Here is a 23,338-nt window from a genome sequence, read left to right as displayed (position 1 = left end):
TGGATGCAGGGCCTTAATGGTACTAACCCCTGCCCTGCGCTTACGCTACTTATTGTTGACTCACTCTATTAGCCGCTCGCTCAACGCGACGAGATCTTCAGCCACAAAATCCCATGCTTCTTCTGCTTCTAAATCTTTATCCTGCTGGGGGCCATACTCTGTGCGCCGGGGTATAAACGCCGTTTTCATTCCCAGTTCACGGGCAGCACGCAGGTCAGCATTATGCGCCGCACACAGCATTACCTCTTCAGGCGGTAGGCGTAGCAGACGGCAAGCGCCTAAATAAACCTCCGAATCAGGCTTGTAGTGCTCGAATAACTCGGCGCAAAAAATCATATCCCACGGTAACTTGGCGTGACGGGCAACATCGACCATTAATGAGAGATTACCGTTGGTCAACGTTGCGATGATGGTGTGCTCTTTCAGGCGTTGTAGGCCATGTGGGACATCGGGCCAGGGCTCTAATTGGTGCCAAAAGTAATTGACGCGATCAATGGTCGCTTCGTCTAGCGCAATCCCATGTTGATTGAGTAGTTTGACTAAGCTTTCTCGATGCAGATCATCTAATACCGTCCATGGGATTTCCCCCCTGCGTACCCTGTCCATGGAAGGCGCATAAAGCTGACGCCATTGATCAGCCAGCACTTCACTAGGCAGTTCAATCCCCAGCTCTTTCTCTAGCTCATTGAACTGATGAATCAAACTGGAGCGCCAATCAACAATAGTGCCAAATACGTCAAACACGATCGCTTTCATTAATTTCTCCTTGCCGCTGGATGGTCATTAATAGCCCCAATAACGTCATGGCGATCAGCAGACTCCAGCCGAGCATAAAGCTGCCACTTATATCTAACAGCCACCCAAGGAGTGGTGGTATCGATACAATCGCCAGCTGGTTAATCGCCATGGCCAGCCCCAGCACAAAGCCGGTTTTATCAGCAGGGGCAGACTCAGCCACATAAGCTACCCAAGGGCCGTACCAACCAAAACCAAAAAAGCCCAACCAGGCCATCAAACCGCTCAGCATGAGCGTTGAGTGTAGCGGCAGCCAAACCAATACCAGCAGCCCTACTATCACCGCCACCATGCACACCATTACTGGAAAATAGCGCGAGCGACAGCGATCACTCCAGGCCGCCAGAAAAATACGCCCGGCAACTCCGGCCCCTTGGGCTACGAATAGCAACGTCGCCGCCTGCAGTACCTCCATCTGCAAACGGCTATGCAGATAGAGCACGGTAAAAATCAAAATGCCGTACTGAACCGAGATCAAACTAATACCGGACGCCATGATCTGTTTCATGGCCGGTTCGCGAATCATCGCCAGTCGCGATAAGACGACTTTTGTTACGCTACCTTCAGAGTCTCTTGCAACCGGCACTACGCCACCAGGGGCTCGGTAAAAAAGCATAAAGACCAACGCCCCGAAGATCGCAATCAACCCACCCACCAGAAAAGAGGCGCGCCACCCCCAGGTGATTGCAACGGTTGGTAGTATGATCGCCGCCAGCGCCCCGCCGAGCGGCAAACCTGCCTGACGAATCCCCATGGCAAAACCACGCTGGGATTTGTCAAACCAAGCGGCTACCGATTTGCTACCGCCAGGCTGAGCGGTACTGTAGCCTGCCCCTACGATGACCAAAAATAGCAGCATGGCCCAGTAACTCTCCACCAGCACGGCAGCGCTAAGCGCAATGCCCACAACGAGGGTGCCTACTCCCACCACCAAACGCTCACTGAACCTGTCCAGCAACTCCCCGGCAACTAACAGCCCAACTAAAGGCACCAGTTGAGCAGCAGAGACCAGCGTCCCAATCTGAAATGCAGAGAGCGCCATATCTGCCTGTATATAAACGCTGATGGCGCCGATGCCTTGAACGAAAAAGCATGCCGCTGCTTGAGCCAGGGTGGCTATTAGCAGAATGACCCAACGGTAGTTTTGAGCAGAAGTCATCGGCAGTAGCATCGTCATAGGGGTTCTCAGAACATTGAGCTTTTCCTTAGCATTACCCATTTTGTAGCGTTAAACCATGACGATATCGCAATGCCTGTTGCCAAATCAGCAAGCACCGCGACTTTTCTGGCTAGGTTGCGTTACCGGATAAAAGAGACGAAAAAGTTGCCAACGTTGCAACGCAAGATCGGTATACCGTTCAAACAACGTCAGAGAAGGTTCTCACATTCTTCATTTCCAGCAGCCCATCCCATAGCCGCTGGGCTTCTGCTGCTAGGGGCGCTGTTCGTCTCAGCAGGATAATTTTTAATGGCACATCGAAAGCGGAACCTCCTGCTCGAACAAGCCGCTTAGCCCCAAGGTCTTCCCGCACTAGCGAATAGGGAAGCCACGCAACTCCCAATCTTGATAACGTCATATGACGCAAACTATCCGCAAGACCTGCATCATGGTGTTGCTGTAAATTCAAACCTTGATTCACAAGCATGGCACTCAGCGACCAGCCTAAATGGCACTCTTGGGCATAATTCAAAAATGAGAGTGGGGAGCCATCTGCAGCATGTAAATTAAACAGTGGCTGACCTGCAGCATTTGGCGCGCTAACAGGGATGAGAGACTCGGTATCTAGCTCAATTGAAGTGTAACTATCACTCTCTATTCCCAAGCGCCTTGCAATAAGGTGTTCACCATCGAATAGTGCCGTTACATAGTCGGCCTCTCCCTGATCCAGAGCGGCCAGGCACTCCGGCAATGTATTCGCATCAATGCTAAATGTTGCCTGTGTGAACTGCGCTTGTAAGCGCGGCATCCAGTGGGGAAAAAATATCGCAGCCATAATGTGTGGTGAGCAAAATCGTATCCGCCTTTTCTGATCGTTAATATCATCAGCAACGGAGAGCCGAAATCGATCAAAAGCGCTAAGCGCTTGTGAAGCTACCATTTGCAGGCTATGCCCTGCCTCCGTCAGCACTAGCTCACCTTTCCGCCGCTCAAACAGCGCGGTGCCTGCCCACTCTTCAAGACCTTGAATACGACGACTCAAGCCTGACACCGAAACATACCGCTGCTCAGCCGTGCGGCTAAAACTCTTGGTTTCACAAAGGGCCAGGAAATCTCTCAGGATTATCAAATCAGTCATTGAAGGCCTTCCGGCAGATAAGCTTTAGTCTTACTTTAGCTAAATAAATCGAAAGGAAATAGCGCTTTTGAATACTTTCCAACCCGCTGTCAAAGGCCTTAGAGCTGATTTTGTTGCCCTAGAATGAGATACCCGAAAACACGCTTCGCTTAAACGCTGAGTGAAGTGGTGATGGTGGGTGAGCCTCAGCTTACTGCGTCGTGTGGTGAATCGAAGAATTCCGGGGTCTTATTCAAGCTTTTTTCACAAAGTGGGCGGTCACCATCATGTCGCCGACGCCGTCGACCTTGCAGTCCAGTTGGTGATTCTTGCTATCCAAGAGCCGCTTGATAACCGCTTTGGTGCCCACCTTGAGTACCAATGAGCTGCCTTTGACCTTGAGGTCTTTGATCATCGTTACCTTGTCGCCTTCCGCTAACAGGGTGCCGTGGGCATCTTTTACCGTCACGGTCTCTTCTGCCTCAGCCTCAGAAGGGTTCCATTCGTGAGCGCATTCGGGGCAGATGAACAGGCTTTGATCCTGATAGACGAATTCGGATTGGCAATGGGGGCAAGGTGGGCACGACATGAATGATGACTTCTGTGGTTTGGTTTAGGCTGCTTATGATACTGAGCCTGTATACCCTTGGCGAATGCCTTCACGCCTGCCCAAGAAAGGAGAACCAGGATGAACAAACGTGACCTGGAAGCAACCTACCGTGATTACATCACCTGCCTCAATAATCAAGACTGGACGAACCTTGACCAGTTCGTGCATGACGATGTCCACCACAACGGCAGGCGCCTAGGGCTTGATGGTTATCGCGCCATGCTGGAAGCCGATTACGAGCAGATACCGGATCTTCACTTTAACATTGAGCTTTTGGCCGTTGATTCACCCCATGTCGCGTGCAGGTTGCGATTCGATGTCACACCCAAAGGTAGCTTCCTTGGCCTTGCGGTGGATGGCAAAAACGTGACGTTTTGCGAAAACGCGTTCTACCTGTTTAGCGATGGCAAGATTAGGGAGGTCTGGTCGGTCATTGATAAAGCCGCGATTGAGGCTCAGCTTGGTTAAACGTTGTGGTTATCTCCATTAACAAACGAATAGAGCAGAATATCGGATCGGTACGCCCAGCCTTGGTGGGCCTCGTTTTGTGACGATATTGGTCTAGAGAAGCGTTATCTGAGCCGTTTGACTGGCTACCTGCGCTCCTTGGATAGTCATTAACTTATCACCTGAACGACACAGCTTTGTCACTTAGGCGGGCTACCGTTGCATTGTAAGTCACAATAAAGTGAGCTTATACATTGCAGAAGGTGATCCAATGGAGCCTATTCAATCCTCTGACTTAATGCTCCGCATCGAGAAAATGGGGGTGACATATCCTGGGAATGTCCTCGCACTCCGCCCCACCACCGTCGATTTCCACAAAGGGGAGTTTACGGTACTACTCGGCCTTTCCGGTGCGGGTAAATCGACGTTACTGCGTTCTCTCAACCACTTGGTGCGGCCCAGCACTGGCAAAGTGATCTCGGCCGAGCTAGGTGCGCTCGAAACCCGGTCTACGGTACGCCGCCATCGGTGCAAAACCGCCATGGTTTTCCAGCACCATCAGCTCATTGAACGCCATACGGCGCTCCAGAATGTGCTGACCGGTCGGCTTGCTTACCACAGCACCTGGCGCAGTTTGTTTCCGCTACCCAGGCAGGAACAGGCGCTTGCTCTGCACTGCCTGGACCGCGTAGGCATGGCCGAGAAAGCGCTTACCCGGGTCGATCAACTCTCCGGCGGGCAGCAACAGCGGGTGGGCATTGCGCGTGCCTTGGCGCAGCAGCCCGCCATGATATTGGCGGACGAGCCAGTGGCCAGCCTTGACCCGGCAACCTCTGAGCGAGTGCTAACGCTACTGCGAGATATATGCCGTGAGGATGGTATTACCGCCATTATTTCACTGCACCAGCTGGAGTATGCCCAGCGGTTTGCTGACCGCATTATCGGGTTAGCGAATGCCCAAATCGTTTTCGATGCGGCCCCCTCACAGTTACAGCAACGCCACCTGAACGAGATCTACCACGGCACGCGCGGAGCTGTGACCGACGCCGCTGAGACCACCGAACCCAACCCTCAAACCACCACTCCCTCCCCGATAAAACTGGAGATTGCCCAATGAAACCGCTATTCAGCTTTTTCTTTGCCATCTGTCTTATGTTTGGAATCGCCATGCCGGCCTTGGCGGCAGACCCTGATCCAAACCCGGATCTGTTAAAAGTCGCGCTACTTCCTGATGAAAACGCCTCTGAACTGATCAAACGCAACGAGCCATTAAAAGAGTATCTTGAAAGTACCCTGGGAAAAGAAGTTGAGCTGATCGTCACCACGGATTACTCCTCCATGATCGAAGCCATGCGCTTTGGTCGCATCGACCTCGCCTACTTCGGCCCGCTCTCCTATGTGATGGCAAGAAGCAAAAGCGAGATCGAACCCTTTGCCGCCATGATTGTAGATGGCAAGCCCACCTACCGTTCCGTCATCATTGCCAATGTCGATTCCGGCATTGAGTCCTATGCGGATATCGAAGGTATGAAGATGGCCTATGGCGACCGTGCCTCCACGTCAAGCCACCTGATTCCCAAAACCGTGCTGCTTGAATCGGCGGGGCTGGAAGCAGGCGAGGACTATGAAGCCCACTTCGTTGGCACCCATGATGCCGTGGCGGTGAACGTGGCCAATGGTAATGCGGATGCAGGCGGGCTATCGGAAGTGATCTTTGAGCACGTGATGGACCGCGGCCTGATAGATCGCAACCAGGTTAGGGTGTTGGGTCACAGCGGGGAGTACCCTCAGTACCCTTGGGCGATGCGTTCTAACCTGGATCCAGCACTCAAGCAGCAGATCCAGGACGCCTTCATCAGCATCGATGATGAAGAAATTCTGGACAACCTAAAAGCCGAAGGCTTCGCCGCTATCACTGATGCCGATTACGATGTAATCCGGGAAATGGGTAGTCTGCTCAATCTTGATTTCGCCAAGATGTAAGGGGACATGATGAATCATTCCAAAATAGATTCGCCGCCCCTTTCATCGTTTTCTCCTGATACCGTGCTGGCTGAACACGCGCGCGGTTGGCGGAGCAAGCTCTTCCAAGCGGGTTTGGTACTGGCAGTGGTTCTCCTGGCGAGTTGGTACGTGGACCTGCTGGATTTTCGCACCCTGGCCAACGGGGTGCCGGCCATCGCCACCCTAATGGGAGAGTCACTACCGCCCGATTTCACCAACGCCATGGATTGGATAGCGCCGCTGGTCGATACCCTCGCCATGAGCATTGCCGGCACGGCGATAGCGGTCATCGCTTCCGTGCCCCTGGCGTTTTTGGCCGCTCGCAACACCTCGCCCCACCCCATGGTATTCCACGTAACCCGCACGCTGCTGAACGCTCTGCGCTCGGTGCCTGAGTTGATTATGGGCATTATCTTCGTTGCTGCCGTGGGTTTTGGCGCCTTGCCGGGCGTGCTCGCGCTCGGCCTTCACTCTATCGGCATGGTAGGTAAATTCTTTGCCGAAGCGATCGAGCATGTCGACCCAGCCCCTGTGGAGGCCGCCAATGCCGCTGGCGCGACGCGATTACAGGTTCACTGGCACGCGGTGCTCCCGCAGGTGCTTCCGCAGTTTGCTGATGTCTCTATCTACCGCTGGGAATACAATTTCCGCGCCTCTACGGTGATGGGCATGGTGGGGGCTGGCGGGATCGGCTTCGAGCTAATGGGCTCTTTACGCGTCATGCAGTACCAGGAAGTCAGCGCCATCCTGATTGTCATACTCGTTATGGTGACGATGGTGGATAGCCTTAGCGGCCATCTTCGTAAGAAATTCAAGTAAGGAAATCAAATGAAACCAAGGGTTTTCATTACCCACCGGGTACACAACAGTGTGTTGGAAAGGCTGGAACAACACTGTGAAGTGATCACCAACCAGTCAGCCACTACCTTGACCGCCGCCGAGGTAAAGGCCCGCGCGGCAACCGCAGACGCCATGATGGTGTTTATGCCGGACCAGGTCAGCGAGGAATTTCTAGCGGGCTGTCCCAAGCTGAAAGTTATTGGTGCCGCCCTGAAGGGATACGATAATTTTGATGTGGAGGCCTGTACGCGTCATGGCGTTTGGCTGACCTTCGTGCCGGATCTGCTGACGGTGCCAACGGCTGAGCTAACCATCGGGCTAACCATTAGCCTAATCCGCCATGTCCGAGCGGCCGATGAGTACGTTCGTTCCGGCCAGTTCAAGGGATGGCAGCCCACGTTTTATGGGCTGGGGGTTGCCGGCGCGACCGTGGGTATCGTCGGCATGGGTCCCATCGGCCAGGCAGTGGCAACACGGCTCCAGGGGTGGGGCGCGAGCTTGCTGTATTCTCAGCCAGACGCCTTGCCCGCTGCTGAGGAGGCCGCGCTAGGCGTGGCGCGCAAGTCGCTTGAAGAGCTGCTCGGGCAAGCCGACATTGTCATTTTGGCCCTGCCGCTCAATAAACAAACCCTGCATACCATGAACACTGCGCGCTTGGCCCTGATGCAACCAGGCGCTTTTTTGATCAACCCATGCCGGGGTTCTGTAGTGCAGGAAGCTGCCGTTTTGGAAGCATTGGAGTCAGGGCAGTTAGGCGGCTACGCAGCGGATGTTTTTGAAATGGAAGATTGGGCTCGAGAGGATCGCCCGCAAGAGATTTGCCCCACCTTGCGAGCACATCCCAACACGCTATTTACGGCACACATTGGCTCTGCCGTCCAGGATGTGCGGCTGATGATTGAACAGCGTGCTGCCGACAACATTCTTCAAGCGTTACAAGGAGAATGCCCTCAGGATGCGGCTAATTCGCCCACTATCACTGAGACAACTCCATGCTGAACTTGGTCTGGCTGAAAAGTTTTACCACACTGGTTCAGCACCGACGTTTTCAGGCCGCCGCCCAAGCTCTCGGTATCGCACAACCCACGCTTTCACAGCACATTCAAAAGCTCGAAGAACAGCTAGGTGCCCTGTTGATACGCCGCAGTAAAACGGGTTGCGAGCCCACCAAAGCAGCCCTGGCGCTTATGCCGCTTGCGCTTAGTATGTTGCAACTGGACGAGCGTGCTCGAGAAGTCGTTAGCGGTACGCGTTTACGCGTAGGGGCAAGTTCCAACATCGGTATTTACATGCTCCAGCCCTACGTGAGCACGTTCAAGAACATTCCGGCGGTACCTGAGCTGGATCTTGTGATTGATAACAATCCTAACATTGCTAGACAACTGACTAGCGGCGAGCTGGATATAGCGGTGATGGAGTGGTGGCACCCGAAATCTGGCTTCCAGGCAATGGATTGGCGACAGGAGCCCGTGGTGTTAATTACTTCACCCGATCACCCCTGTGCGGAATGGCATGAAATAGACCGGAAAACCCTCGCAGGAATGAGCCTGCTGGGCGGTGAACCCGGAACAGGTACGGGCCGGTTGCTGGCGAGTTTCTTCGGCGAAAGAGGGCCGTTCCCGAAGGTTTCAATGCAACTGGGCAGTACCGAAGCGGTTAAACAGGCTGTCAAAGCAGGCCTGGGCGTATCACTGGTGCTGGCGGCTTGCGTCGAAGCGGAGATCCGAGCGGGCACTTTGTGTGCTATCCCGGTCAGTGATGCCGGGCTGGCCAAGAACCTGAGCGTCATCTGCCCGGAGACGCTTGCACGGCAACCGCCAGTTTCCACTTTCGTCAGCCATATATGTCAGTGAAAAACGAGTGACATCTTTAGAGCCAGGGAAGGCGTATGGGCAGCTAAGAATAGGTGCTATTGAGACCCGCCCCCGCAAGCTTCACTGGAGCGTTACTCGGCATCGTGCAGCCGCACGCCTTCACTTTCGCTCTACAGAGCAATGGCGGCGTCATCGTCGTTGATGGTCATGATGCGGTAGTGCATCAGGCGGTTCTCATTGGGTGGCGGCATCGTTTTGTTCGTTCTGCTCGTCAGGGTTGTTGAAGTGATCCCTCTGCTCTGCCCATTTCAATAAGGCATCCAGCGCCGGGCAGAGCGTTTGCCCCCATTCGGTCAGGCGGTACTCCACTTTCGGCGGCACCTGGGGATAGACTTTGCGCGCCACGATGCCATCCGCTTCCAGCTGGCGCAGCTGTTGGGCGAGCATTTTCTGGGAGATATCGGGGATGAGTTTTCCTAAATCGGAGTAGCGCTGCACTTTTCCATCGAAGAGATGAAAGAGAATAATGAGCTTCCAGCGCCCTTCCAGCATTTTTAATACATTTTCCACATCGCTTGCGGCGGTAGCGGGCGTATAAAGCTTTCTCATGGGTGAGCCACTTACCTTTTTGTGCGTTCTTGATAACGCGTCAGTCTAGGCAGAAGATTCTCGCATATTACCCCCTGCGAGAGATGACCATCATGAGTTTGTCACTGCCAGACGCGATCACTACTTACTTCAGCATCAGCAACGGTGCGGATGCCACCCACATTGCGGATTGCTTCACTCAAGATGCCTGTGTGTTCGACGAAGGCGAGACGCACCGCGGGCGACCCGCTATTCAAGCCTGGATGCGCGCCACCCGCGACAAGATTGAGTATCGCGTCGAGCCGGTCAGTGTTTCCCAACAAGGCAACACGATGGTGGTTACCGCCACCGTGACCGGCAACTTCCCCGGCAGCCCGGTTCAACTTGACCACGCTTTCCAGCTTGCCGAGTCGCAAATCCAGTCATTGGAGATCCATTAATGGCAAGCAGATCATCATGAATTCGCTGGGCGACATCCCGATTGGCCGCCCTTCGAAGCCTGCAGAAGTGGCCAACCTGATTGCGTTTCTGGCAGGCAGCCACTATTACGGGCACGGAGTACGTGATTGATGGTGGTACTATGCCTATTGTTTGAGGGTGGCAGGAAATTGAGATCGCCTAGTTTATATCGCTAATATCGGGGCTCTCGACTGGCCTTAGCCCCGCCCCTCTGACCACACGGCAAACTCGTTGCCGCTGGGTTCAGTAAAGTGAAAACGGAAGCCGCCGGGAAACTCAAAAATCGGCTTTACGATCTCGCCGCCATTGCCCACTACCTTGGTGTAGGTCTCTTCCAACTGAGCACTATAAAACACCAGCAAGGCGGCGCCGTTGTCGGTACGGCTGCAGGCGTCCGCCTGGTAGAAACCGCCATCCAAGCCCTGGTTGGAAAACGCACTGTATTCCAGGCCGTAGTCGGTGAACTCCCAGCCAAACACCGCTGAGAAAAAGGTTTTGGTGGCGTTCAAGTCCTTGGCGGCGAGCTCGACGTAGTTGAGCTTTTCATGCTGGTTCATGCCCTGCTCCTTTGTTTTGTTGTGCTTTTTGATCCTGGCTTTTTAATCATCATCCTGCCCCAAACCGATGTCCAGGCGCATCGCTTGGAGGCCGTCGAACTCGACGCTTACCTCGTCTGAAAACACCGGGTGCCCTTACACCGCTTAATCCAGCGCGAGCACAACTAACGTGATAAAAGCTTTTTCATCGCGTTTCTCGAGTTGTCAGAACTTGGATGGCGGCTGCCTGTGAATTCGGCTGAGCGCCCGCCAAGCCCGTCCGAGAGGTCGGGGCCGGGATGCAGGCGGCCCGGCCAGCGCAACACCATGATTGCCAGAACGTTGCGGTGCTCACCACCCGCCAGCCCCTCTCCCTCCGCGGACGAGGGGATGATGCCGCTGGCTGGGTCCACCGCCGCCACCAGCGCCTCACGCACCCGGCCCACCAGCGGGTGCTCCTCGCGGTCGGCAAGCAGGAAGGCCAATGCCACCTCGGCTTGGATGTCGGCCGTGGCCCGGGCCAGGATGTCGGCCATCTCCCGCTCCAGCGCTTCTAGCACCCAAGCGTGTACCTCCGGATCCACCTTCCGCTGGTAGTAGCGGCTGTCAGCGATGACGAAGTGGGTCAGGCCATATAGCCAGTTACGGTACTCGGCGGCGTCGAGCCCGGCAACTCGATCAGGCGGGTAGTGGCGTCGGAAGGCCGCCTGCACCTCCCGGCGCAGATCCATCACGCCGAGTTGGTGCAGGAAGTACGCCTGGTTGGCCACCTGAGCGGCATATATCCCGATCACCGCGGGGTCGGTCAGGAAGGCTGCCCAGTCGACCTCAGCCAGGTAGCCCAGCGCCCGCTCGTGGACCTCAATGGCCGGTAGTATGCCGTAGTACTCGGCCTGAACCAGCCGGAACAGCAGCCCTCGGGCGAAGGCGATCTCCCCCCATTTACCCAGCATGGCGCGCCGGGCGCGCTGCTTGGCCGTGCGCTGCGAGTAGTCGGCAACGATCGCCCGGCTGTTGGCAGCCGCGTACCCGGGCTTGGTCAGGCCGACTATGTCCTCCTCGAGTCGTGTCCGTAGACGCTCGCCGTAGGCATGATTGAGGGCCCACCAGCGCTGCTCACCCGTCAGACGGTAGAGCCGCTGGGCAAAGTGTCGCTGCTTGTCCTCGGACAGCGTCGGCAGCGCCTGCTCGTAGATTTCCTGGATGGCCAGACCGGCGTCGCGCTGGACGTCACGCTCCGCATGCGGCTCCATGGCGGCGCAGCCGGCCAGCGCCAGCACGATCATTAGTGAAAAGAGCTTTTTCATGGCGCCCCCTTGGTGGTGTTCGCTATCGTTAGGCCATCATTGCACAGTCGATGAGCAATTATGTACAAGCATCCGTAATGCTACCGGCATAAGCTAAAGCTGTGTTTCGAGGTGTTGGGTTTCATCAGGAGAGGTAGGCATGAGCAACGCCAGCCGGTTTGAGTTCTTCAAAAGTCATCATGTGCCGACGCTGACGGTGCTCAAGGCGGCGATTGGTGATTTTAGCTACGCTCCCCACGCCCACGAGGAATATGCCTTTGGCGTGACGCTGGCCGGGCGTCAGGACTTTTTCAGCGGCGGCCAGTATCACCGTAGCCCACCGGGCAACGTGATTCTATTCAACCCGGAAGAAGTCCACGACGGGCAATCGGGTGGCGAGCGAGCGCTGGATTATCTGATGGTGTACGCCCATCCGGAACAGGTGAAGCCGCTGTTTGCCGATGCCCTGGGGCATGAACGTGGCGCGGACTTTCGTTTCCATCAAACATTGATTCAGGATGGTCAGCTGCGTATCGCCATTGTTGAACTGGCGCGTTTGGTGACCTCCCAGGCCGGCAGCTGCATCGATCAGGAGAACGCGCTTTATCGGGTAGTAGAGCGGACGGCGCAGGTGGGCGGCCATGTTCAACCCAGCCAGGTTACGCACCGGCCGGATGCCCTGCTGGGCTTGGCGCGGGAGTATATTCACGCGCATCTGGAAGCGGATATGTCGCTGGACGACATCAGCCAAGCCGCGCACCTGTCCAAGTACCATTTCTTGCGTCTGTTCCGTCAGCATTTCGGCATGACGCCGCACCAATACGTGATGAATGGCCGAGTCAATGCGGCCCGCGCCGCGCTCGACCAGGGCGCCCCGTTGACCGAGGTAGCACTCCGCTTTGGCTTTGCCGACCTGAGTCATTTCAATCGCCGCTTCAAGCGTATTTATGGCATGACGCCCCACCAATATCAGCGCGATATCGCCCGCTAGTCCCGCCACGCATAGAGGTTTCACCATGTTAGCAATCGTCGCCTATGCCCTAGGCGCTATGTATTCGCCTGGGCCTGTGAATCTGCTTGGCCTGAATATTGGTATCAATGGCCAAGCCAAAAAGTCGGTAGGGTTTTGCCTGGGTGTAGGCACCGCCATGCTGGTTTACTTATTAGTATTGGGCTGGGTGGGTGCTGCCTGGATCGATGATGAAGCACTCATTGTGGTGAGTGCTTTGGGCTGTGGCTATATTGTTTATCTAGCGAGCAAGATTGCCCGTTCAAGTGTTGATATAGGCGAGCCAGACAACGCCCCACGGCTAGTCAGTTATCGGGATGGGCTGGTCATGCAGCTGCTTAATCCCAAAGCCATTTTGGCCACCCTGCCCATTGCCACACTGCAGTTTCCTGCCGCCGGCATTCATGGGCTTAGCTTAGTGTTTTGGGCATTCGGGCTGGCGATGTTAGCCGCCGGCGCACCCGGCAGCTATATCGTGATTGGCAGCGTGGTGGGTAGCCGTATTAAAAACCCCGGCGTCGTTAAGGGCTTTAATTGGCTGATGGCAGCTTTGCTGGTGGCCGTGGCGCTTTCGATTGGCGTTGAACATGTGTGGGCACCGCTTACTGCCCGAAATTGATCCCCAGACGCAGGGCTTGTAAGCCATCGAATTCGACACTTACTTCGTCTGAGAATAAGGGATGGCCCTGCACTATCAAATCCAGCGTCGCCTGAGAGCCGCGATAAGTGACGCTCACTTCAATGTTCGCAGTCGTGTTAATGGGCGCCAGCACACCATACTCAATGTTATCCACGCTAACTGCGGAGAGACCGCGGTCATCCAACTGCTGCTGAACTTCCCGCTCAACGACAACGCCGTAATAGAAGTAGATACCGGCATAGCCAAGCGCTACCAATACAACCAGTGAAAAGAGCTTTCCCATTATTTCTCTCAGTTTTATAGAATCTTAAAAGGTGACAGCGGCTTGTCGGGCTGAAACCGATGGCGCACTCTGCGGTGCGAGCATTGCCCAAAGCAACTTCTCCCCTTGGGCGCTGAATACGATAACGCGAGAGTTTTTTTCTCGCCTTGCCCAGCCAAGCGCCTGAATCCTGGTAAGCAGTGCACTGCCAAGCGCGCCCGCTAGATGATGCCTACGCTCGCTCCAATCGAGACACTCCCTACAAAATGAGCGTTTTGAAGCAGCAAGCGCGTCTGTATCGATGCCAAATTGATTAAACCACACTCGACCCTCCTCAGTGAGCTGTAGCCCTCCCGGGTGTTGATGCAGGATATTCGTTCGCAGCATCCGCTCATACACTGAAACACCCAACTCTCCGGCAAGGTGGTCGTAACAGATACGGGCCTTGCGCAGGGCGGGATCCCGTGGCCCGGTAACAAGGCGGTTCACCTCACTGCGGCAAGCGAGGCCCATCAGCGACTCCAGGAGGTGAGCAATATCCGGCCCCGCAAGCCTGAAGTAGCGGTGTCGGCCCTGCTGCTTCACCATGATCAGCCCTGCGTCTAGCAGCTTGCCAAGGTGAAAACTGATGGTCTGCTTGGTAACACCAGCCGTATTCGCCAGTTCGGTCGCCGTCAGCGCACGACCAGACATCAGGGCGGAGAGAACCTCCGCCCGAGCGTTATCGCCGATAAGCGCTGCAACGCGCACAATGTTAGGGCCTTCACTCATGGTTCGATTCTAGTCGAACCACCTGGGGCCGACAACGCGGTATCGTCCTAGCTACCGTTCAAAGGAGATACCCCCATGAGCATTACCTGCTTTATCCGCTATGAGATTGATCCCTTCCAACGCGACGCCTTCAAGGCGTACGCCGAGAACTGGGGGCAAATCATACCCCGGTGCGGTGGCCACCTTATCGGTTATTTTCTTCCCTACGAGGGCACTAACAATGTTGCCTGGGGCCTAGTCGCGTTCGATAACCTGGCTACCTATGAGGCCTACCGCGCCCGGCTGAAGTCTGACGAAGGCGGGCACGCGAACTTCACCATGGCTCAAGAGAAGAAGTTTATTCTCAAGGAGGAGCGCAGCTTCGTTGAGGTGGTGGACGGCACACTGGGCGTTGAGTCTGTCTATCCGTGGAGTGTTTTATGATCGCCGTGATATTTGAAGTACTACCGCATTCGAACCGGAAGCAAGACTACCTGGACGCTGCCAGCGGACTGAGCCAACACTTGGAAGGCATCGACGGTTTTATCTCGATTGAGCGCTTCGAGAGCCTCACGCATCCTGGAAAGATACTGTCGCTCTCCTTTTGGCGGGACGAAGAAGCCGTGAAGCAGTGGCGCACGTTCGAACCTCACCGTTCCGTCCAGAAAGCAGGCCGGCAGGAGATCTTTGCCGACTACCGGCTCCGCGTCGCTTCCGTCATCCGGGACTCCGGAATGAATGACCGCCGCGGAGCACCGAAGGATTCGCTTGACGCGCACCCATCATAAAGCGGGCGGGCTAGCCCAATGGGCAGTTGCCTTAGATAGGAACATTGGTCACTAGCGAGGCGTCGAGTGCGCCTCCGTTGATAGCGCAAATCACAATGCAGGCTTCAGTGCCGCCTGCAGTGATCGCGAGTTCACCATCCGCATTCCAGCCGCCGCTTTTACCGCAGGTTTGCCAACCACCTGTGTTGGAAATGTGGTTAGCAAGTAGCACCGGGAACTGGTGTCGTTTCGCCATAGAGGCAAGTAGCTGCGCATCGACCTCGTACCCTGCTTCAGATATCAGCGCGCTGGCGATATATACCTCCGCTTGCTGGGCGGCAGCCGCTTCTGAATGGGAGGGATTGGCGAAGTCTGCACAAATGGCCAAGGCTATTCGAGTACCGTTAACCGTAAATAGATAACTTTCATTGCCAGTCGAACAGTAAACCGCTTCCCCTTCGTGCAGGTATTGCTTTGCATAGAATGCTCGCTCGCCGTTGGGAAAGCAGATCACCGCCCCTATCTGCGGTTTTTTGCCTTCACTAACGAGCGGGCAGCCTGCTATCACGACGATATTATGGGCAACGGCGGCTGTGAAAAGTGTGCCGAACACCTCTGAATTTTTCGGCAACGCTAGCTGTTCTAGTAGCTCAAGCTCATAGCCGGTCAGCGAAAGCTCAGGGAACACCACTAAATCAGCCCCTCGCTCGGCGGCGTGCTGAATATAGGCAAGGTGCATTTCAAGGTTCTCGGCCACTGCACCTTTTATCACGGGCAACTGAGCGAGTGCGATAGTGACGCTGCTTGTGCCTCTGGGTTTCATTTCAACACGCCTCGCCTTTAAATATTTTGTTCACTTCAGCCACAAAATATTCAGTTAGCGGCAAAAGGTGTTTTTTAAATCTAAAGTTTAGAAATTAGTAACCTAGCTTATAGTCGATTTTTCCAGTAATTTGGCTCACGATGTAAATGCATGACAGCGAGAACAAAAATATCTTCATTCTCAAAAGCATAAAGAACACCGAAAGGAAAGCGGCGTACCAACGAACGACGTATATCTCCCTATAACACTGTCCATGCTGCTGGGTGACTGTTTGCACGCGCGATGGCTGAGTGCACCTCTAGTGCAAAGTCCCATCCCAGGCCAGGTTCAATGGCTTCATAGTATTCAGTGCTTTCAGCTAGCTCTGCTTTCGCATCTGGGTGAAAGCGAACATTTATCTTTCAAGCCTTGCGCGCAGACTAGCGAACACTTGCTCACTTGAAACTGTCACCACCCTACCCGCCCGGATATCGTCTAAACGACTTTGGGCAACATCGACCCACTGCTTGTCGATACTTGATTCTGGAGAATTGAGGCTACGCAGCAGCGCATCGACTACTCTTGCGCGCTCTTCAACGGGCAATGACTCAGCTTCACTAACAAGCTCTTGAATATTCATAGCGCTACCTTATTAATGCATCAAGTTGAAGGTATATCACCTATTATCTTTTCGCTATCCCAATGTCTATAGACAGCCTGGGAAGGTCGCGAGCTAAAGCTCGTCTCCCACTGTTGCTGTTTTTATAGCCCTTGCTGGGCTCTCGCAATGGCGGCAGCAATCGCTGACTTCGATTGCGGGCTATTTTTCCAGCAAGTCGTGTGCAGCATGGATGCAACCATATCGGCTATCTCATCGACCTGGCGGGTGGCAAGTTCGCTAAATGAATCAATACCGATCTCTTCAAAACGCTTAATGACGGTAGGGCCAACGCCCTTTACGCTCAACAGAGCGCCTCTTTCTGCATCAGAAAAGGCCACTTGTTTCTACCTCACTACAAGTTAATCAGTTCCGTCATCCTGAGAGTTTTCTCTTAAAACCTCGGTGAGAACCCCCGATCTTCGCAGGCATCCCGAGGTTTATGCACCACTAAGGCACGTTCAGAAAAGCTACGCCATGGGAACTCCATGCCAAACACATCAAACGTCATCATACCCGAGCGACAGTCGATCAGAACGTCTACCAAATAACCGCGGTGAACCATGCCCGTTGTCGTGGTATCGAGTTCTTGCCAGCGTATTGGCTGGCCGGTGAAGTCTGTGTATGGAGGTTCGTAACCGCCCTGGGTCTGATCGAAGGATCGAAAATCCATGATGAAGCCAATAAATAGGAGCAGTACGCTTATGAACCCTATCAGGGCAAAACACGCCGTCATCGTCTTTATTATCAACCTTGCAGTCATTCCTTTCCCTTAGCATTAAATAATCATCTGCGTTGAGCCAGTGCCCATGGTTAACGACTGGCGCTTGGTTCAATGCGTGTCTCCCATGTTAGAGCTTGCTCATTCTTTCTTAGCCAATAGCAGCCCTACTCCTGCGCTGGCCAATAAGCCTGCGCAGCCGCGGTTGAATAAACGCCGCATGGCGGGGCGTGAAAACCAGTGGCTTAAAAAGCTGCCTGCATAGGCGTAACCGGCAATCGCTACCCACTCCAGCAGCAAAAACAGTGCACCTAGTACTATAAATTGCTGCCCTACATTGCCGCTGGGCTCCACAAACTGCGGCAGGAATGCGGTAAAAATCAGGATGGCTTTTGGGTTGCCGGCGGCAAGCAGAAACTCTTGTCGCGCCAGCTCAAACAGGCTCTTGGGCTGGGTATCTCCGTCATCGCTTTCAGCGCTGTCGGCACCCCATAATTGATACGCCAGCCATAACAGATAGAGGCCACCAATTACCTTGATGAACAGGAAAATCTTTTCAGAGGTGTAAAGCAGCGTCGCCAAACCGGTAGCAGCCAGCGTAATCATGCCAACAAAGGCTGCCAACCGCCCAATACCTGCGAGACAAGCTGCTCGAACGCCATAGCGCTTGGCATTGGTCAGTGACAGCAGATTGTTAGGCCCCGGCGCCATATTGAGGGCGAAGCAGGCCGGAATAAACAGCAGCAGCGTGGTCAGGTTCATGAAAATCGCCTCTCTAGGCTCGCAGTAAAGCCCTTCATTAGCATTAGACTATATGCCCAAGTGCTTAGATTAGCTGCTCACGAAGCATTGGCTCAATCTTTGATACCCAACAGAGGCGATACATTTACCAACAACAGCGTTAATCGGTAAGGGACGAAGTCTGTGCCCTTATCAGCAAACTTGCGGCTCATTCACCTCTCTGCACGCCCTGACGCTTTCCGCCAGTTCACTTACCAGACCATGCACACGCTCAACGGCTTCATCAGGCGTGTTGGCATTTTCGATACAGTCAACCAGTGCTGAGCCGACGACGACTGCATCGCTGAAGCGGCCAATGGTGGCGGCTTGTTCGGCGGTACGGATGCCAAAACCAACGGCGATGGGCAGCTCCGTATGTTCACGAAGCCCGGCTACTGCGCCTTCCAACCGTTCTGGCGTGGGTGCACTTCCACCAGTGACACCGGCAACGGAAACGTAGTAGATAAACCCGGAGGCATTCGCCAGCACCTTGGGCAGGCGTTTGGCATCGGTGGTCGGCGTGGCCAGGCGAATAAAATCGATGTTGTGTTGCGCCGCTGGCTGGCAAAGTTCCTCATCGTGCTCGGGCGGCAGATCTACCACGATCAGGCCATCGACCCCGGCCTTGGCGGCATCAGTCAAGAAACGCTCGACGCCGTAACAGTAAATGGGGTTGTAGTAGCCCATCAGCACAATGGGCGTGGTGCTGTCTTCTTCACGGAAGCGGCGCACCATTTCCAGCGTTTTGGCTTGTGTCTGGCCGTTATTCAAGGCGCGCAGCGCGGCTTTCTGGATGGCGGGGCCATCGGCCATCGGGTCACTGAACGGCATGCCGAGTTCGATGATATCCACCCCCGCTTTTGGCAACCCGTGCAACAGGCGGCGGGAGGTCTCGGCATCCGGATCGCCAGCGGTGAGATAGCTGACCAGCGCCGGGCGGTTTTGCTGCTTGAGAGCGGCAAAGCAGTGTTCAAGACGAGAGGTATGGGTCATGACGTTCTCCTGTGTTGCGCTCATAGCTGTTTAACCCCGAATTTTTCACCAAGGTGATGGGCCACGCTCATCATGTCCTTGTCACCACGGCCGCTGAGGTTGACCACCATTAAGTGCTCGCGGGGCAGGCCGGGGGCGCGCTTGGCCACTTCGGCCAGGGCATGGGCGGTCTCCAGGGCTGGAATAATGCCCTCCTGGCGGCAGCAGACCTGGAAGGCTTCCAACGCTTCGTCGTCCGTGGCAGAGACGTACTCGACCCGCCCCTGCTCGTGCAACCATGCGTGCTCCGGCCCGATACCGGGGTAATCCAGCCCGGCGGAAATCGAGTGAGCGTCGATAATCTGGCCATCTTCGTTTTGCAGCAAGTAAGTGCGGTTGCCGTGCAGCACGCCGGGGGTGCCGCCGTTCAGGCTGGCTGCATGCAGGCCGCTTTTAACGCCCTTGCCACCCGCTTCTACGCCAATCATCTTCACATCAAGGTCATCGAGGAACGGGTGAAACATCCCCATGGCGTTTGAACCGCCGCCAATGCAGGCCACTAGCGAATCCGGCAGGCGCCCTTTCTTTTCCAGCATTTGCGCACGGGTTTCATGACCGATCACGGCCTGAAAATCACGTACCATGGCCGGGTATGGGTGTGGCCCCGCTACGGTGCCAATGATGTAGAAGGTGTCGTCGACATTCGTTACCCAGTCGCGCAACGCTTCGTTCATGGCATCTTTTAGCGTGCCTGTGCCCGAGGTAACGGGGATGACTTCCGCGCCCAGCAGCTTCATGCGGAATACGTTGGGCTGCTGACGTTCGATATCGGTTGCGCCCATGTAAATGACACAAGGCAAGCCAAAGCGCGCCGCAACGGTAGCGGTGGCAACGCCGTGCATGCCTGCACCGGTTTCCGCGATGATGCGCTTTTTGCCCATCTGCTTGGCCAACAATACCTGACCGATGCAGTTGTTGATCTTGTGCGCGCCGGTGTGATTCAGCTCTTCGCGCTTCAAGTAAATACTCGCCCCGCCAAAGTACTCGGTCAGCCGCTCGGCAAAGTAGAGCGGGCTTGGCCGCCCCACATAATCACCCTGAAAATAAGCCAACTGGCGCTGGAATTCGGGGTCGTTCTTAGCGATGGTGTACTCGTCTTGCAGCTCTAGAATCAGTGGCATCAGCGTTTCGGCGACAAAGCGGCCACCGAAGCTGCCAAATAGCCCGTTGGCATCGGGCAGGCTCTTGGATACGTCTACAGGTTGATTCATCGCGACCTCTGAATGCGTTATCGAACTGTTCAGTAAAAACAGTTCAGTGAAAACAATGCAGTGAAAATAGCGCAAGCGGGTGGAGATAAAAATCGATAAGATGTCAGCAACATGTGATCTTAAGTCAACTATCAGCAGGATGTCTCATGCAACACAGCATGCCGCCGCTTAGCGCTCTGCGCGCCTTTGAAGCCACTGCCCGTTTGGGTAGCGTGACCGCCGCTGCCGATGAGCTAAGCGTGACTCACGGTGCTGTCAGCCGCCAGCTAAAGAGCCTGGATGACCATTTTGGAGTAGCACTTTTTGCCAAAGCGGGCCGAGGTATTGTACTGACCTCGCACGGGGAGCGACTGCAGAGTGGTGTGGGTGAAGCGTTCTCACGCTTGAAGGATAGTTGCGCAGCGCTCAAGCGTGATGTTGAAGAGGCTCCTTTCACCCTGGCTTGTCCTGGCAGCCTTTTGGCCCGCTGGCTGATTCCCCGCCTGGATCGTCTGCACCGCGAGCTGCCCCAGCTGAAATTGCAGGTGGTGGTGAGTGAAAGAGAGCAGCCGGGCACACAAACGGATGCCAGCGCCACCCTAGCATTTGCCGCGCCGCCCTGGCCCACAGGTGTTGAGGTATTCGAGCTGATGGAAGAGCAGATATGTGCGGTGGCAAGCCCGCAGTTGGCGGCCCAGTGCGATCCAACTAAGCCCGGATCGCTGCTTGCCAATAAGCTTTTATATACATCTTCCCGCCCCCAGGCATGGCCGCAGTGGGCCACCGCCAAAGGGCTGGCGCTGGAACAGCTTGAGGCGGCGCTCAGCAGAGGCCAGAGGTTCGATCACCTTTACTACTTGATGGAAGCGGCAGTGGCAGGCCTGGGTATCGCCATCGCGCCAAGTCTATTGGTGGAAGACGACCTGAGGAGTGGCAGGCTGGTGGCCCCTTGGGGAAGTATCCAAACCCCTGCGCGCCTTTGCCTGTGGTTGCCCAGCCAAGCCGATAGCCGCCGCAGCGAGCCGCTGGCGGAGTGGCTTAAGCGGGAGTTGGAGGCTGACCGCTGCTAATATGGCTCCTCTATCAGCGTTTTTTTGCGCAATAGGTGAAAGCTTTAACGCATTAAAGCCTATCAATGTGCGGTGTCATCCGTTTCAGAAGCCCAGTCAGCCCCTTCATAGACCGCATCTCGTATTTCCGTCGGAAAGGCTCCCGACATCCCTTCGAATGCTGTGTTGGTTAACGCGACAACAGTGAGCTTTTTCACCGGGTCAACAAACCAGCTATGGCCATAGGCGCCTCCCCACTGAATAGTGCCTTTTGACTGCGGTGTACCCGCCGCATCAGGATCATTCAGCACCGCCCAGCCATAACCGACCCCCCAGCCAGGCCCTTGCGTTTCCGCCTGAGCACTGACCTGATTCTGCATCATTGCTGATACCGTATCGGGCGCTAGGATTGGCTCTCCTCCACTGCGAATAACTTCTAGAAAACGTAAAACATCAGCCGCAGTTCCAACCATGCCAGCCCCGCCTGAGGGGTAAGAATCAGCATTCGTTGCCCGACTGGGTGCAAAATGTGCGGCGCTCTGCCAAATAGGCACAGCCATGCCATCCGTCATACGAACCGGCTCGGGATCTCCATCTGCATAGGGCGTCACCAACCGAGAGGGATCGGAGGCCACAAAGGCTGTGTCTGCCAATTGAAGGGGCCCAACAACGGCCTCCTGCACCGCCTGAGGAAGCGTCTTGCCCGAAGCCTCAGCAATAACGGCGCCCAACACATCAAGCCCTAGCGAATAGCGCCATCCCTCGCCAGGAGGAAAGACAAGAGGCGCCTGTTCGAGCCTACGCAGATTTTCATTGAGGCTAAGCCCTGGCTGATCAAGACCATCCGAAATATTGAGACGGTCATACTCACTGCCTGTCGGTTCCATAAAGCGGTAGCTTAGGCCCGATGTATGCGTCAAAAGCTGGCGTAACGTAATAACCGGCTCACTGCCATCTTCACGTTGAGGTCGAAACGTCGGTAACCACCTTGTCACAGGGTCATCTAGCGTTAGTTTGCCCTCTTCAACGAGCCGCATTAGCGTCGCTGATACGATGGGTTTAGTGATAGAGGCTAATCGAAACACGGCGTCTTCATGCATGGGAACCCCCACTTCACGATCCGACTGACCCGCCGCGCGGCGATAGACGATCTCGCCATTTTGAGCCACTAACACGACCGTCCCAACGATTCTATTTTCCGCAATAGCTCGATTGATGACGGCATCCAACTGCCCTGTAAGGGCATCGCTGGCCGATGCCGACGTAGCCAGCATGATGCCTGCAAGACCGATCAAATACCTATTCATGATGGGAATACCTATAATAAGGAGCGACCACTCCATAATTAACGTAAACCCAATTTATTTCAAGAGTGATCATTGTGAAAAACACCACTAGTAATCCACCACGCTCGCGTGGCCGTCCACGGGCTTTCGACCGCAGTGCGGCCTTAGCCATCGCGGGGAAGACATTTTGGCAATTCGGTTATGAAGGTGCTTCAATCGCTGAGCTGACAGCCGCTATGGGCATCACACCGCAGAGTCTATATGCAGCTTTCACTTCAAAGGCAGACCTCTATCGAGAAGCACTGGACTGGTATCAATCTGAGGTTGGTGCGTTTGCGGTTGCCGCCCTGCAAGAAGAAGATGTGGTGGCTGCCTTCGAGCAACTGTTGATGGAAGCAGCCAAGCAGTTCTGCCGCCCGGATAGGCCCCGTGGCTGTATGATCTCGACGGCTGTTTTGACCTGCGCCCGCGACAATGACGCTATTGCCGATATGGTGGCGCAAGAGCGCGCAGCAACGATGAATGCCTTGCGGGATAGGATTGAACAAGGAATTTCGCAGGGACAGTTAAGTGTCGATACGAATGTTGCGGCACTCGCCCGCTTTGTCGGGGCAATCATCCAAGGGATGTCCGTGCAAGCACGCGATGGCGCCACCGAAAAGGATCTTAAGGCGGTGGTTGAATTGGTGATCGACCAGATAGGTCGTTTTCGGACGTTGCCTGTGACTACTTAAGCT

31 protein-coding genes are annotated in these 23,338 nt (G+C 55.1%); 14 read left to right on the top strand and 17 right to left on the bottom strand.

All coding sequences use genetic code 11. The annotated features are described in order from the left end of the window. Positions 1-60: 60 nt before the first annotated feature. The 4 genes from HALTITAN_RS14990 to HALTITAN_RS14975 form a co-directional block, all read right to left on the bottom strand. Entirely contained in the window at positions 61-756 is a 696-nt protein-coding gene (locus HALTITAN_RS14990) for a haloacid dehalogenase type II (RefSeq protein ID WP_009287609.1), read from the bottom strand. Continuing rightward, complete coding sequence (locus HALTITAN_RS14985) at positions 737-1,972, bottom strand: MFS transporter (protein WP_039859643.1); 1,236 nt, start codon at positions 1,970-1,972, stop codon at positions 737-739. Before HALTITAN_RS14985 ends, HALTITAN_RS14990 begins: the two co-directional genes overlap by 20 nt. A gap of 181 nt (positions 1,973-2,153) precedes the next feature. Continuing rightward, positions 2,154-3,092: a LysR family transcriptional regulator gene (locus tag HALTITAN_RS14980; RefSeq protein ID WP_009287607.1), complete on the bottom strand. Its 939-nt coding sequence runs from the start codon at positions 3,090-3,092 to the stop codon at positions 2,154-2,156. Between the two features lie 232 nt (positions 3,093-3,324). Continuing rightward, positions 3,325-3,660 (bottom strand): zinc ribbon domain-containing protein YjdM, encoded by a 336-nt coding sequence (locus tag HALTITAN_RS14975; protein WP_022522628.1) that lies wholly within the window; start codon positions 3,658-3,660, stop codon positions 3,325-3,327. A gap of 99 nt (positions 3,661-3,759) precedes the next feature. Between HALTITAN_RS14975 and HALTITAN_RS14970 the strand changes: the two genes are divergently transcribed. The 6 genes from HALTITAN_RS14970 (at position 3,760) to HALTITAN_RS14945 (ending at position 8,825) form a co-directional block, all read left to right on the top strand. Next, positions 3,760-4,149, top strand: coding sequence for an ester cyclase (locus HALTITAN_RS14970; protein WP_022522627.1), 390 nt, complete (start codon positions 3,760-3,762; stop codon positions 4,147-4,149). A 250-nt stretch (positions 4,150-4,399) separates the two neighbouring features. Further along, positions 4,400-5,245, top strand: coding sequence for a phosphonate ABC transporter ATP-binding protein (phnC, locus tag HALTITAN_RS14965; RefSeq protein ID WP_022522626.1), 846 nt, complete (start codon positions 4,400-4,402; stop codon positions 5,243-5,245). After that, positions 5,242-6,111 (top strand): phosphate/phosphite/phosphonate ABC transporter substrate-binding protein, encoded by an 870-nt coding sequence (phnD, locus tag HALTITAN_RS14960; RefSeq protein ID WP_009287605.1) that lies wholly within the window; start codon positions 5,242-5,244, stop codon positions 6,109-6,111. Before phnC ends, phnD begins: the two co-directional genes overlap by 4 nt. A 9-nt stretch (positions 6,112-6,120) precedes the next feature. Continuing rightward, positions 6,121-6,951, top strand: a complete 831-nt coding sequence (gene phnE / locus HALTITAN_RS14955) for a phosphonate ABC transporter, permease protein PhnE (protein WP_039859641.1) — start codon at positions 6,121-6,123, stop codon at positions 6,949-6,951. Positions 6,952-6,960: 9 nt separating this feature from the next. Further along, positions 6,961-7,971, top strand: coding sequence for a phosphonate dehydrogenase (locus HALTITAN_RS14950; protein WP_022522623.1), 1,011 nt, complete (start codon positions 6,961-6,963; stop codon positions 7,969-7,971). Continuing rightward, complete coding sequence (locus HALTITAN_RS14945; RefSeq protein ID WP_009287603.1) at positions 7,965-8,825, top strand: LysR family transcriptional regulator; 861 nt, start codon at positions 7,965-7,967, stop codon at positions 8,823-8,825. The genes HALTITAN_RS14950 and HALTITAN_RS14945 overlap by 7 nt, the downstream gene beginning before the upstream one ends. Positions 8,826-9,020: 195 nt before the next feature. Here HALTITAN_RS14945 and HALTITAN_RS14940 read toward each other — a convergent pair whose 3' ends face one another. Beyond that, entirely contained in the window at positions 9,021-9,395 is a 375-nt protein-coding gene (locus HALTITAN_RS14940) for a winged helix-turn-helix transcriptional regulator (RefSeq protein ID WP_022522621.1), read from the bottom strand. Between the two features lie 92 nt (positions 9,396-9,487). Between HALTITAN_RS14940 and HALTITAN_RS14935 the strand changes: the two genes are divergently transcribed. Next, positions 9,488-9,814: a nuclear transport factor 2 family protein gene (locus tag HALTITAN_RS14935; protein ID WP_022522620.1), complete on the top strand. Its 327-nt coding sequence runs from the start codon at positions 9,488-9,490 to the stop codon at positions 9,812-9,814. A 216-nt stretch (positions 9,815-10,030) separates the two neighbouring features. On the opposite strand, the gene HALTITAN_RS14930 is transcribed toward HALTITAN_RS14935, so the two are convergent. Continuing rightward, complete coding sequence (locus HALTITAN_RS14930) at positions 10,031-10,390, bottom strand: VOC family protein (RefSeq protein WP_039859638.1); 360 nt, start codon at positions 10,388-10,390, stop codon at positions 10,031-10,033. On the opposite strand from HALTITAN_RS14930, the gene HALTITAN_RS26230 reads away from it, so the two are divergent. Continuing rightward, the gene (locus HALTITAN_RS26230) at positions 10,379-10,510 is read left to right on the top strand and encodes a hypothetical protein (RefSeq protein ID WP_255200360.1); all 132 of its coding nucleotides are present in this window, start codon (positions 10,379-10,381) and stop codon (positions 10,508-10,510) included. The two genes, HALTITAN_RS14930 and HALTITAN_RS26230, sit on opposite strands and share 12 nt — an antisense overlap. A gap of 44 nt (positions 10,511-10,554) precedes the next feature. Here HALTITAN_RS26230 and HALTITAN_RS14925 read toward each other — a convergent pair whose 3' ends face one another. After that, positions 10,555-11,676, bottom strand: a complete 1,122-nt coding sequence (locus HALTITAN_RS14925; protein WP_009287602.1) for a DUF3541 domain-containing protein — start codon at positions 11,674-11,676, stop codon at positions 10,555-10,557. A gap of 139 nt (positions 11,677-11,815) precedes the next feature. Between HALTITAN_RS14925 and HALTITAN_RS14920 the strand changes: the two genes are divergently transcribed. Continuing rightward, the gene (locus HALTITAN_RS14920; protein ID WP_039859636.1) at positions 11,816-12,646 is read left to right on the top strand and encodes an AraC family transcriptional regulator; all 831 of its coding nucleotides are present in this window, start codon (positions 11,816-11,818) and stop codon (positions 12,644-12,646) included. A 25-nt stretch (positions 12,647-12,671) separates the two neighbouring features. After that, the gene (locus HALTITAN_RS14915) at positions 12,672-13,283 is read left to right on the top strand and encodes a LysE family translocator (protein WP_009287601.1); all 612 of its coding nucleotides are present in this window, start codon (positions 12,672-12,674) and stop codon (positions 13,281-13,283) included. Here the strand turns inward: HALTITAN_RS14915 and HALTITAN_RS14910 are convergent. Together HALTITAN_RS14910 and HALTITAN_RS14905 are read right to left on the bottom strand one after the other, a co-directional pair. Then, positions 13,267-13,587 (bottom strand): hypothetical protein, encoded by a 321-nt coding sequence (locus HALTITAN_RS14910; protein WP_039859635.1) that lies wholly within the window; start codon positions 13,585-13,587, stop codon positions 13,267-13,269. The genes HALTITAN_RS14915 and HALTITAN_RS14910 overlap by 17 nt on opposite strands. A 24-nt stretch (positions 13,588-13,611) precedes the next feature. Further along, a complete protein-coding gene (locus HALTITAN_RS14905) occupies positions 13,612-14,337 on the bottom strand; it encodes an ArsR/SmtB family transcription factor (protein WP_009287600.1) in 726 nt (241 codons plus the stop codon). 75 nt (positions 14,338-14,412) lie between these two features. On the opposite strand from HALTITAN_RS14905, the gene HALTITAN_RS14900 reads away from it, so the two are divergent. Together HALTITAN_RS14900 and HALTITAN_RS14895 are read left to right on the top strand one after the other, a co-directional pair. Next, positions 14,413-14,760, top strand: coding sequence for an NIPSNAP family protein (locus HALTITAN_RS14900; RefSeq protein WP_039859634.1), 348 nt, complete (start codon positions 14,413-14,415; stop codon positions 14,758-14,760). Next, on the top strand, positions 14,757-15,104 hold the full coding sequence (locus HALTITAN_RS14895) for an antibiotic biosynthesis monooxygenase family protein (protein WP_039859632.1): 348 nt from the start codon (positions 14,757-14,759) through the stop codon (positions 15,102-15,104). The genes HALTITAN_RS14900 and HALTITAN_RS14895 overlap by 4 nt, the downstream gene beginning before the upstream one ends. A gap of 31 nt (positions 15,105-15,135) precedes the next feature. Here the strand turns inward: HALTITAN_RS14895 and HALTITAN_RS14890 are convergent, their stop codons facing one another. The 7 genes from HALTITAN_RS14890 to trpB all read right to left on the bottom strand — a co-directional run bounded on the left by HALTITAN_RS14890 (position 15,136) and on the right by trpB (position 20,287). Beyond that, entirely contained in the window at positions 15,136-15,906 is a 771-nt protein-coding gene (locus tag HALTITAN_RS14890; protein ID WP_009287599.1) for a carbon-nitrogen hydrolase family protein, read from the bottom strand. A 394-nt stretch (positions 15,907-16,300) separates the two neighbouring features. Further along, positions 16,301-16,525 carry an addiction module protein gene (locus HALTITAN_RS14885; RefSeq protein ID WP_039859631.1) on the bottom strand — a complete coding sequence of 75 codons (225 nt, stop codon included), beginning with the start codon at positions 16,523-16,525 and terminating at the stop codon, positions 16,301-16,303. 122 nt (positions 16,526-16,647) lie between these two features. Next, a complete protein-coding gene (locus HALTITAN_RS14880) occupies positions 16,648-16,884 on the bottom strand; it encodes a helix-hairpin-helix domain-containing protein (RefSeq protein WP_039859629.1) in 237 nt (78 codons plus the stop codon). 53 nt (positions 16,885-16,937) lie between these two features. Then, positions 16,938-17,216 (bottom strand): hypothetical protein, encoded by a 279-nt coding sequence (locus HALTITAN_RS14875; protein ID WP_152419274.1) that lies wholly within the window; start codon positions 17,214-17,216, stop codon positions 16,938-16,940. A gap of 189 nt (positions 17,217-17,405) precedes the next feature. After that, positions 17,406-18,026, bottom strand: a complete 621-nt coding sequence (locus HALTITAN_RS14870) for a LysE family translocator (protein ID WP_009287598.1) — start codon at positions 18,024-18,026, stop codon at positions 17,406-17,408. Positions 18,027-18,197: 171 nt separating this feature from the next. Beyond that, entirely contained in the window at positions 18,198-19,037 is an 840-nt protein-coding gene (trpA, locus tag HALTITAN_RS14865; RefSeq protein ID WP_039859627.1) for a tryptophan synthase subunit alpha, read from the bottom strand. Between the two features lie 20 nt (positions 19,038-19,057). Then, positions 19,058-20,287, bottom strand: coding sequence for a tryptophan synthase subunit beta (gene trpB, locus HALTITAN_RS14860; protein WP_022522602.1), 1,230 nt, complete (start codon positions 20,285-20,287; stop codon positions 19,058-19,060). 146 nt (positions 20,288-20,433) lie between these two features. Here trpB and HALTITAN_RS14855 point away from each other — a divergent pair, with 146 nt between their 5' ends. Next, positions 20,434-21,336 carry a LysR family transcriptional regulator gene (locus HALTITAN_RS14855; RefSeq protein WP_022522601.1) on the top strand — a complete coding sequence of 301 codons (903 nt, stop codon included), beginning with the start codon at positions 20,434-20,436 and terminating at the stop codon, positions 21,334-21,336. A 62-nt stretch (positions 21,337-21,398) separates the two neighbouring features. On the opposite strand, the gene HALTITAN_RS14850 is transcribed toward HALTITAN_RS14855, so the two are convergent. Beyond that, positions 21,399-22,622: a serine hydrolase domain-containing protein gene (locus HALTITAN_RS14850; protein WP_083868810.1), complete on the bottom strand. Its 1,224-nt coding sequence runs from the start codon at positions 22,620-22,622 to the stop codon at positions 21,399-21,401. Between the two features lie 74 nt (positions 22,623-22,696). Here HALTITAN_RS14850 and HALTITAN_RS14845 point away from each other — a divergent pair, with 74 nt between their 5' ends. Continuing rightward, positions 22,697-23,335 (top strand): TetR/AcrR family transcriptional regulator, encoded by a 639-nt coding sequence (locus HALTITAN_RS14845; protein WP_022522597.1) that lies wholly within the window; start codon positions 22,697-22,699, stop codon positions 23,333-23,335. Positions 23,336-23,338 lie beyond the last annotated feature (3 nt).

This window comes from Vreelandella titanicae BH1, from assembly GCF_000336575.1.
GTDB lineage: Bacteria > Pseudomonadota > Gammaproteobacteria > Pseudomonadales > Halomonadaceae > Vreelandella > Vreelandella titanicae.
Note: the sequence above shows the minus strand (reverse complement) of the source record. Positions and strands in the feature narration are given on the sequence as shown.

Excerpts from the sequence above, each read along its gene's own strand:
- HALTITAN_RS14990 (WP_009287609.1), bottom strand. The coding sequence starts at position 756 with ATGAAAGCGATCGTGTTTGACGTATTTGGCACTATTGTTGATTGGCGC.
- HALTITAN_RS14985 (WP_039859643.1), bottom strand. The coding sequence starts at position 1,972 with ATGACGATGCTACTGCCGATGACTTCTGCTCAAAACTACCGTTGGGTC.
- HALTITAN_RS14980 (WP_009287607.1), bottom strand. The coding sequence starts at position 3,092 with ATGACTGATTTGATAATCCTGAGAGATTTCCTGGCCCTTTGTGAAACC.
- HALTITAN_RS14975 (WP_022522628.1), bottom strand. The coding sequence starts at position 3,660 with ATGTCGTGCCCACCTTGCCCCCATTGCCAATCCGAATTCGTCTATCAG.
- HALTITAN_RS14970 (WP_022522627.1), top strand. The coding sequence starts at position 3,760 with ATGAACAAACGTGACCTGGAAGCAACCTACCGTGATTACATCACCTGC.
- phnC (WP_022522626.1), top strand. The coding sequence starts at position 4,400 with ATGGAGCCTATTCAATCCTCTGACTTAATGCTCCGCATCGAGAAAATG.
- phnD (WP_009287605.1), top strand. The coding sequence starts at position 5,242 with ATGAAACCGCTATTCAGCTTTTTCTTTGCCATCTGTCTTATGTTTGGA.
- phnE (WP_039859641.1), top strand. The coding sequence starts at position 6,121 with ATGAATCATTCCAAAATAGATTCGCCGCCCCTTTCATCGTTTTCTCCT.
- HALTITAN_RS14950 (WP_022522623.1), top strand. The coding sequence starts at position 6,961 with ATGAAACCAAGGGTTTTCATTACCCACCGGGTACACAACAGTGTGTTG.
- HALTITAN_RS14945 (WP_009287603.1), top strand. The coding sequence starts at position 7,965 with ATGCTGAACTTGGTCTGGCTGAAAAGTTTTACCACACTGGTTCAGCAC.
- HALTITAN_RS14940 (WP_022522621.1), bottom strand. The coding sequence starts at position 9,395 with ATGAGAAAGCTTTATACGCCCGCTACCGCCGCAAGCGATGTGGAAAAT.
- HALTITAN_RS14935 (WP_022522620.1), top strand. The coding sequence starts at position 9,488 with ATGAGTTTGTCACTGCCAGACGCGATCACTACTTACTTCAGCATCAGC.
- HALTITAN_RS26230 (WP_255200360.1), top strand. The coding sequence starts at position 10,379 with ATGCTGGTTCATGCCCTGCTCCTTTGTTTTGTTGTGCTTTTTGATCCT.
- HALTITAN_RS14930 (WP_039859638.1), bottom strand. The coding sequence starts at position 10,390 with ATGAACCAGCATGAAAAGCTCAACTACGTCGAGCTCGCCGCCAAGGAC.
- HALTITAN_RS14925 (WP_009287602.1), bottom strand. The coding sequence starts at position 11,676 with ATGAAAAAGCTCTTTTCACTAATGATCGTGCTGGCGCTGGCCGGCTGC.
- HALTITAN_RS14920 (WP_039859636.1), top strand. The coding sequence starts at position 11,816 with ATGAGCAACGCCAGCCGGTTTGAGTTCTTCAAAAGTCATCATGTGCCG.
- HALTITAN_RS14915 (WP_009287601.1), top strand. The coding sequence starts at position 12,672 with ATGTTAGCAATCGTCGCCTATGCCCTAGGCGCTATGTATTCGCCTGGG.
- HALTITAN_RS14910 (WP_039859635.1), bottom strand. The coding sequence starts at position 13,587 with ATGGGAAAGCTCTTTTCACTGGTTGTATTGGTAGCGCTTGGCTATGCC.
- HALTITAN_RS14905 (WP_009287600.1), bottom strand. The coding sequence starts at position 14,337 with ATGAGTGAAGGCCCTAACATTGTGCGCGTTGCAGCGCTTATCGGCGAT.
- HALTITAN_RS14900 (WP_039859634.1), top strand. The coding sequence starts at position 14,413 with ATGAGCATTACCTGCTTTATCCGCTATGAGATTGATCCCTTCCAACGC.
- HALTITAN_RS14895 (WP_039859632.1), top strand. The coding sequence starts at position 14,757 with ATGATCGCCGTGATATTTGAAGTACTACCGCATTCGAACCGGAAGCAA.
- HALTITAN_RS14890 (WP_009287599.1), bottom strand. The coding sequence starts at position 15,906 with ATGAAACCCAGAGGCACAAGCAGCGTCACTATCGCACTCGCTCAGTTG.
- HALTITAN_RS14885 (WP_039859631.1), bottom strand. The coding sequence starts at position 16,525 with ATGAATATTCAAGAGCTTGTTAGTGAAGCTGAGTCATTGCCCGTTGAA.
- HALTITAN_RS14875 (WP_152419274.1), bottom strand. The coding sequence starts at position 17,216 with ATGGATTTTCGATCCTTCGATCAGACCCAGGGCGGTTACGAACCTCCA.
- HALTITAN_RS14870 (WP_009287598.1), bottom strand. The coding sequence starts at position 18,026 with ATGAACCTGACCACGCTGCTGCTGTTTATTCCGGCCTGCTTCGCCCTC.
- trpA (WP_039859627.1), bottom strand. The coding sequence starts at position 19,037 with ATGACCCATACCTCTCGTCTTGAACACTGCTTTGCCGCTCTCAAGCAG.
- trpB (WP_022522602.1), bottom strand. The coding sequence starts at position 20,287 with ATGAATCAACCTGTAGACGTATCCAAGAGCCTGCCCGATGCCAACGGG.
- HALTITAN_RS14855 (WP_022522601.1), top strand. The coding sequence starts at position 20,434 with ATGCAACACAGCATGCCGCCGCTTAGCGCTCTGCGCGCCTTTGAAGCC.
- HALTITAN_RS14850 (WP_083868810.1), bottom strand. The coding sequence starts at position 22,622 with ATGAATAGGTATTTGATCGGTCTTGCAGGCATCATGCTGGCTACGTCG.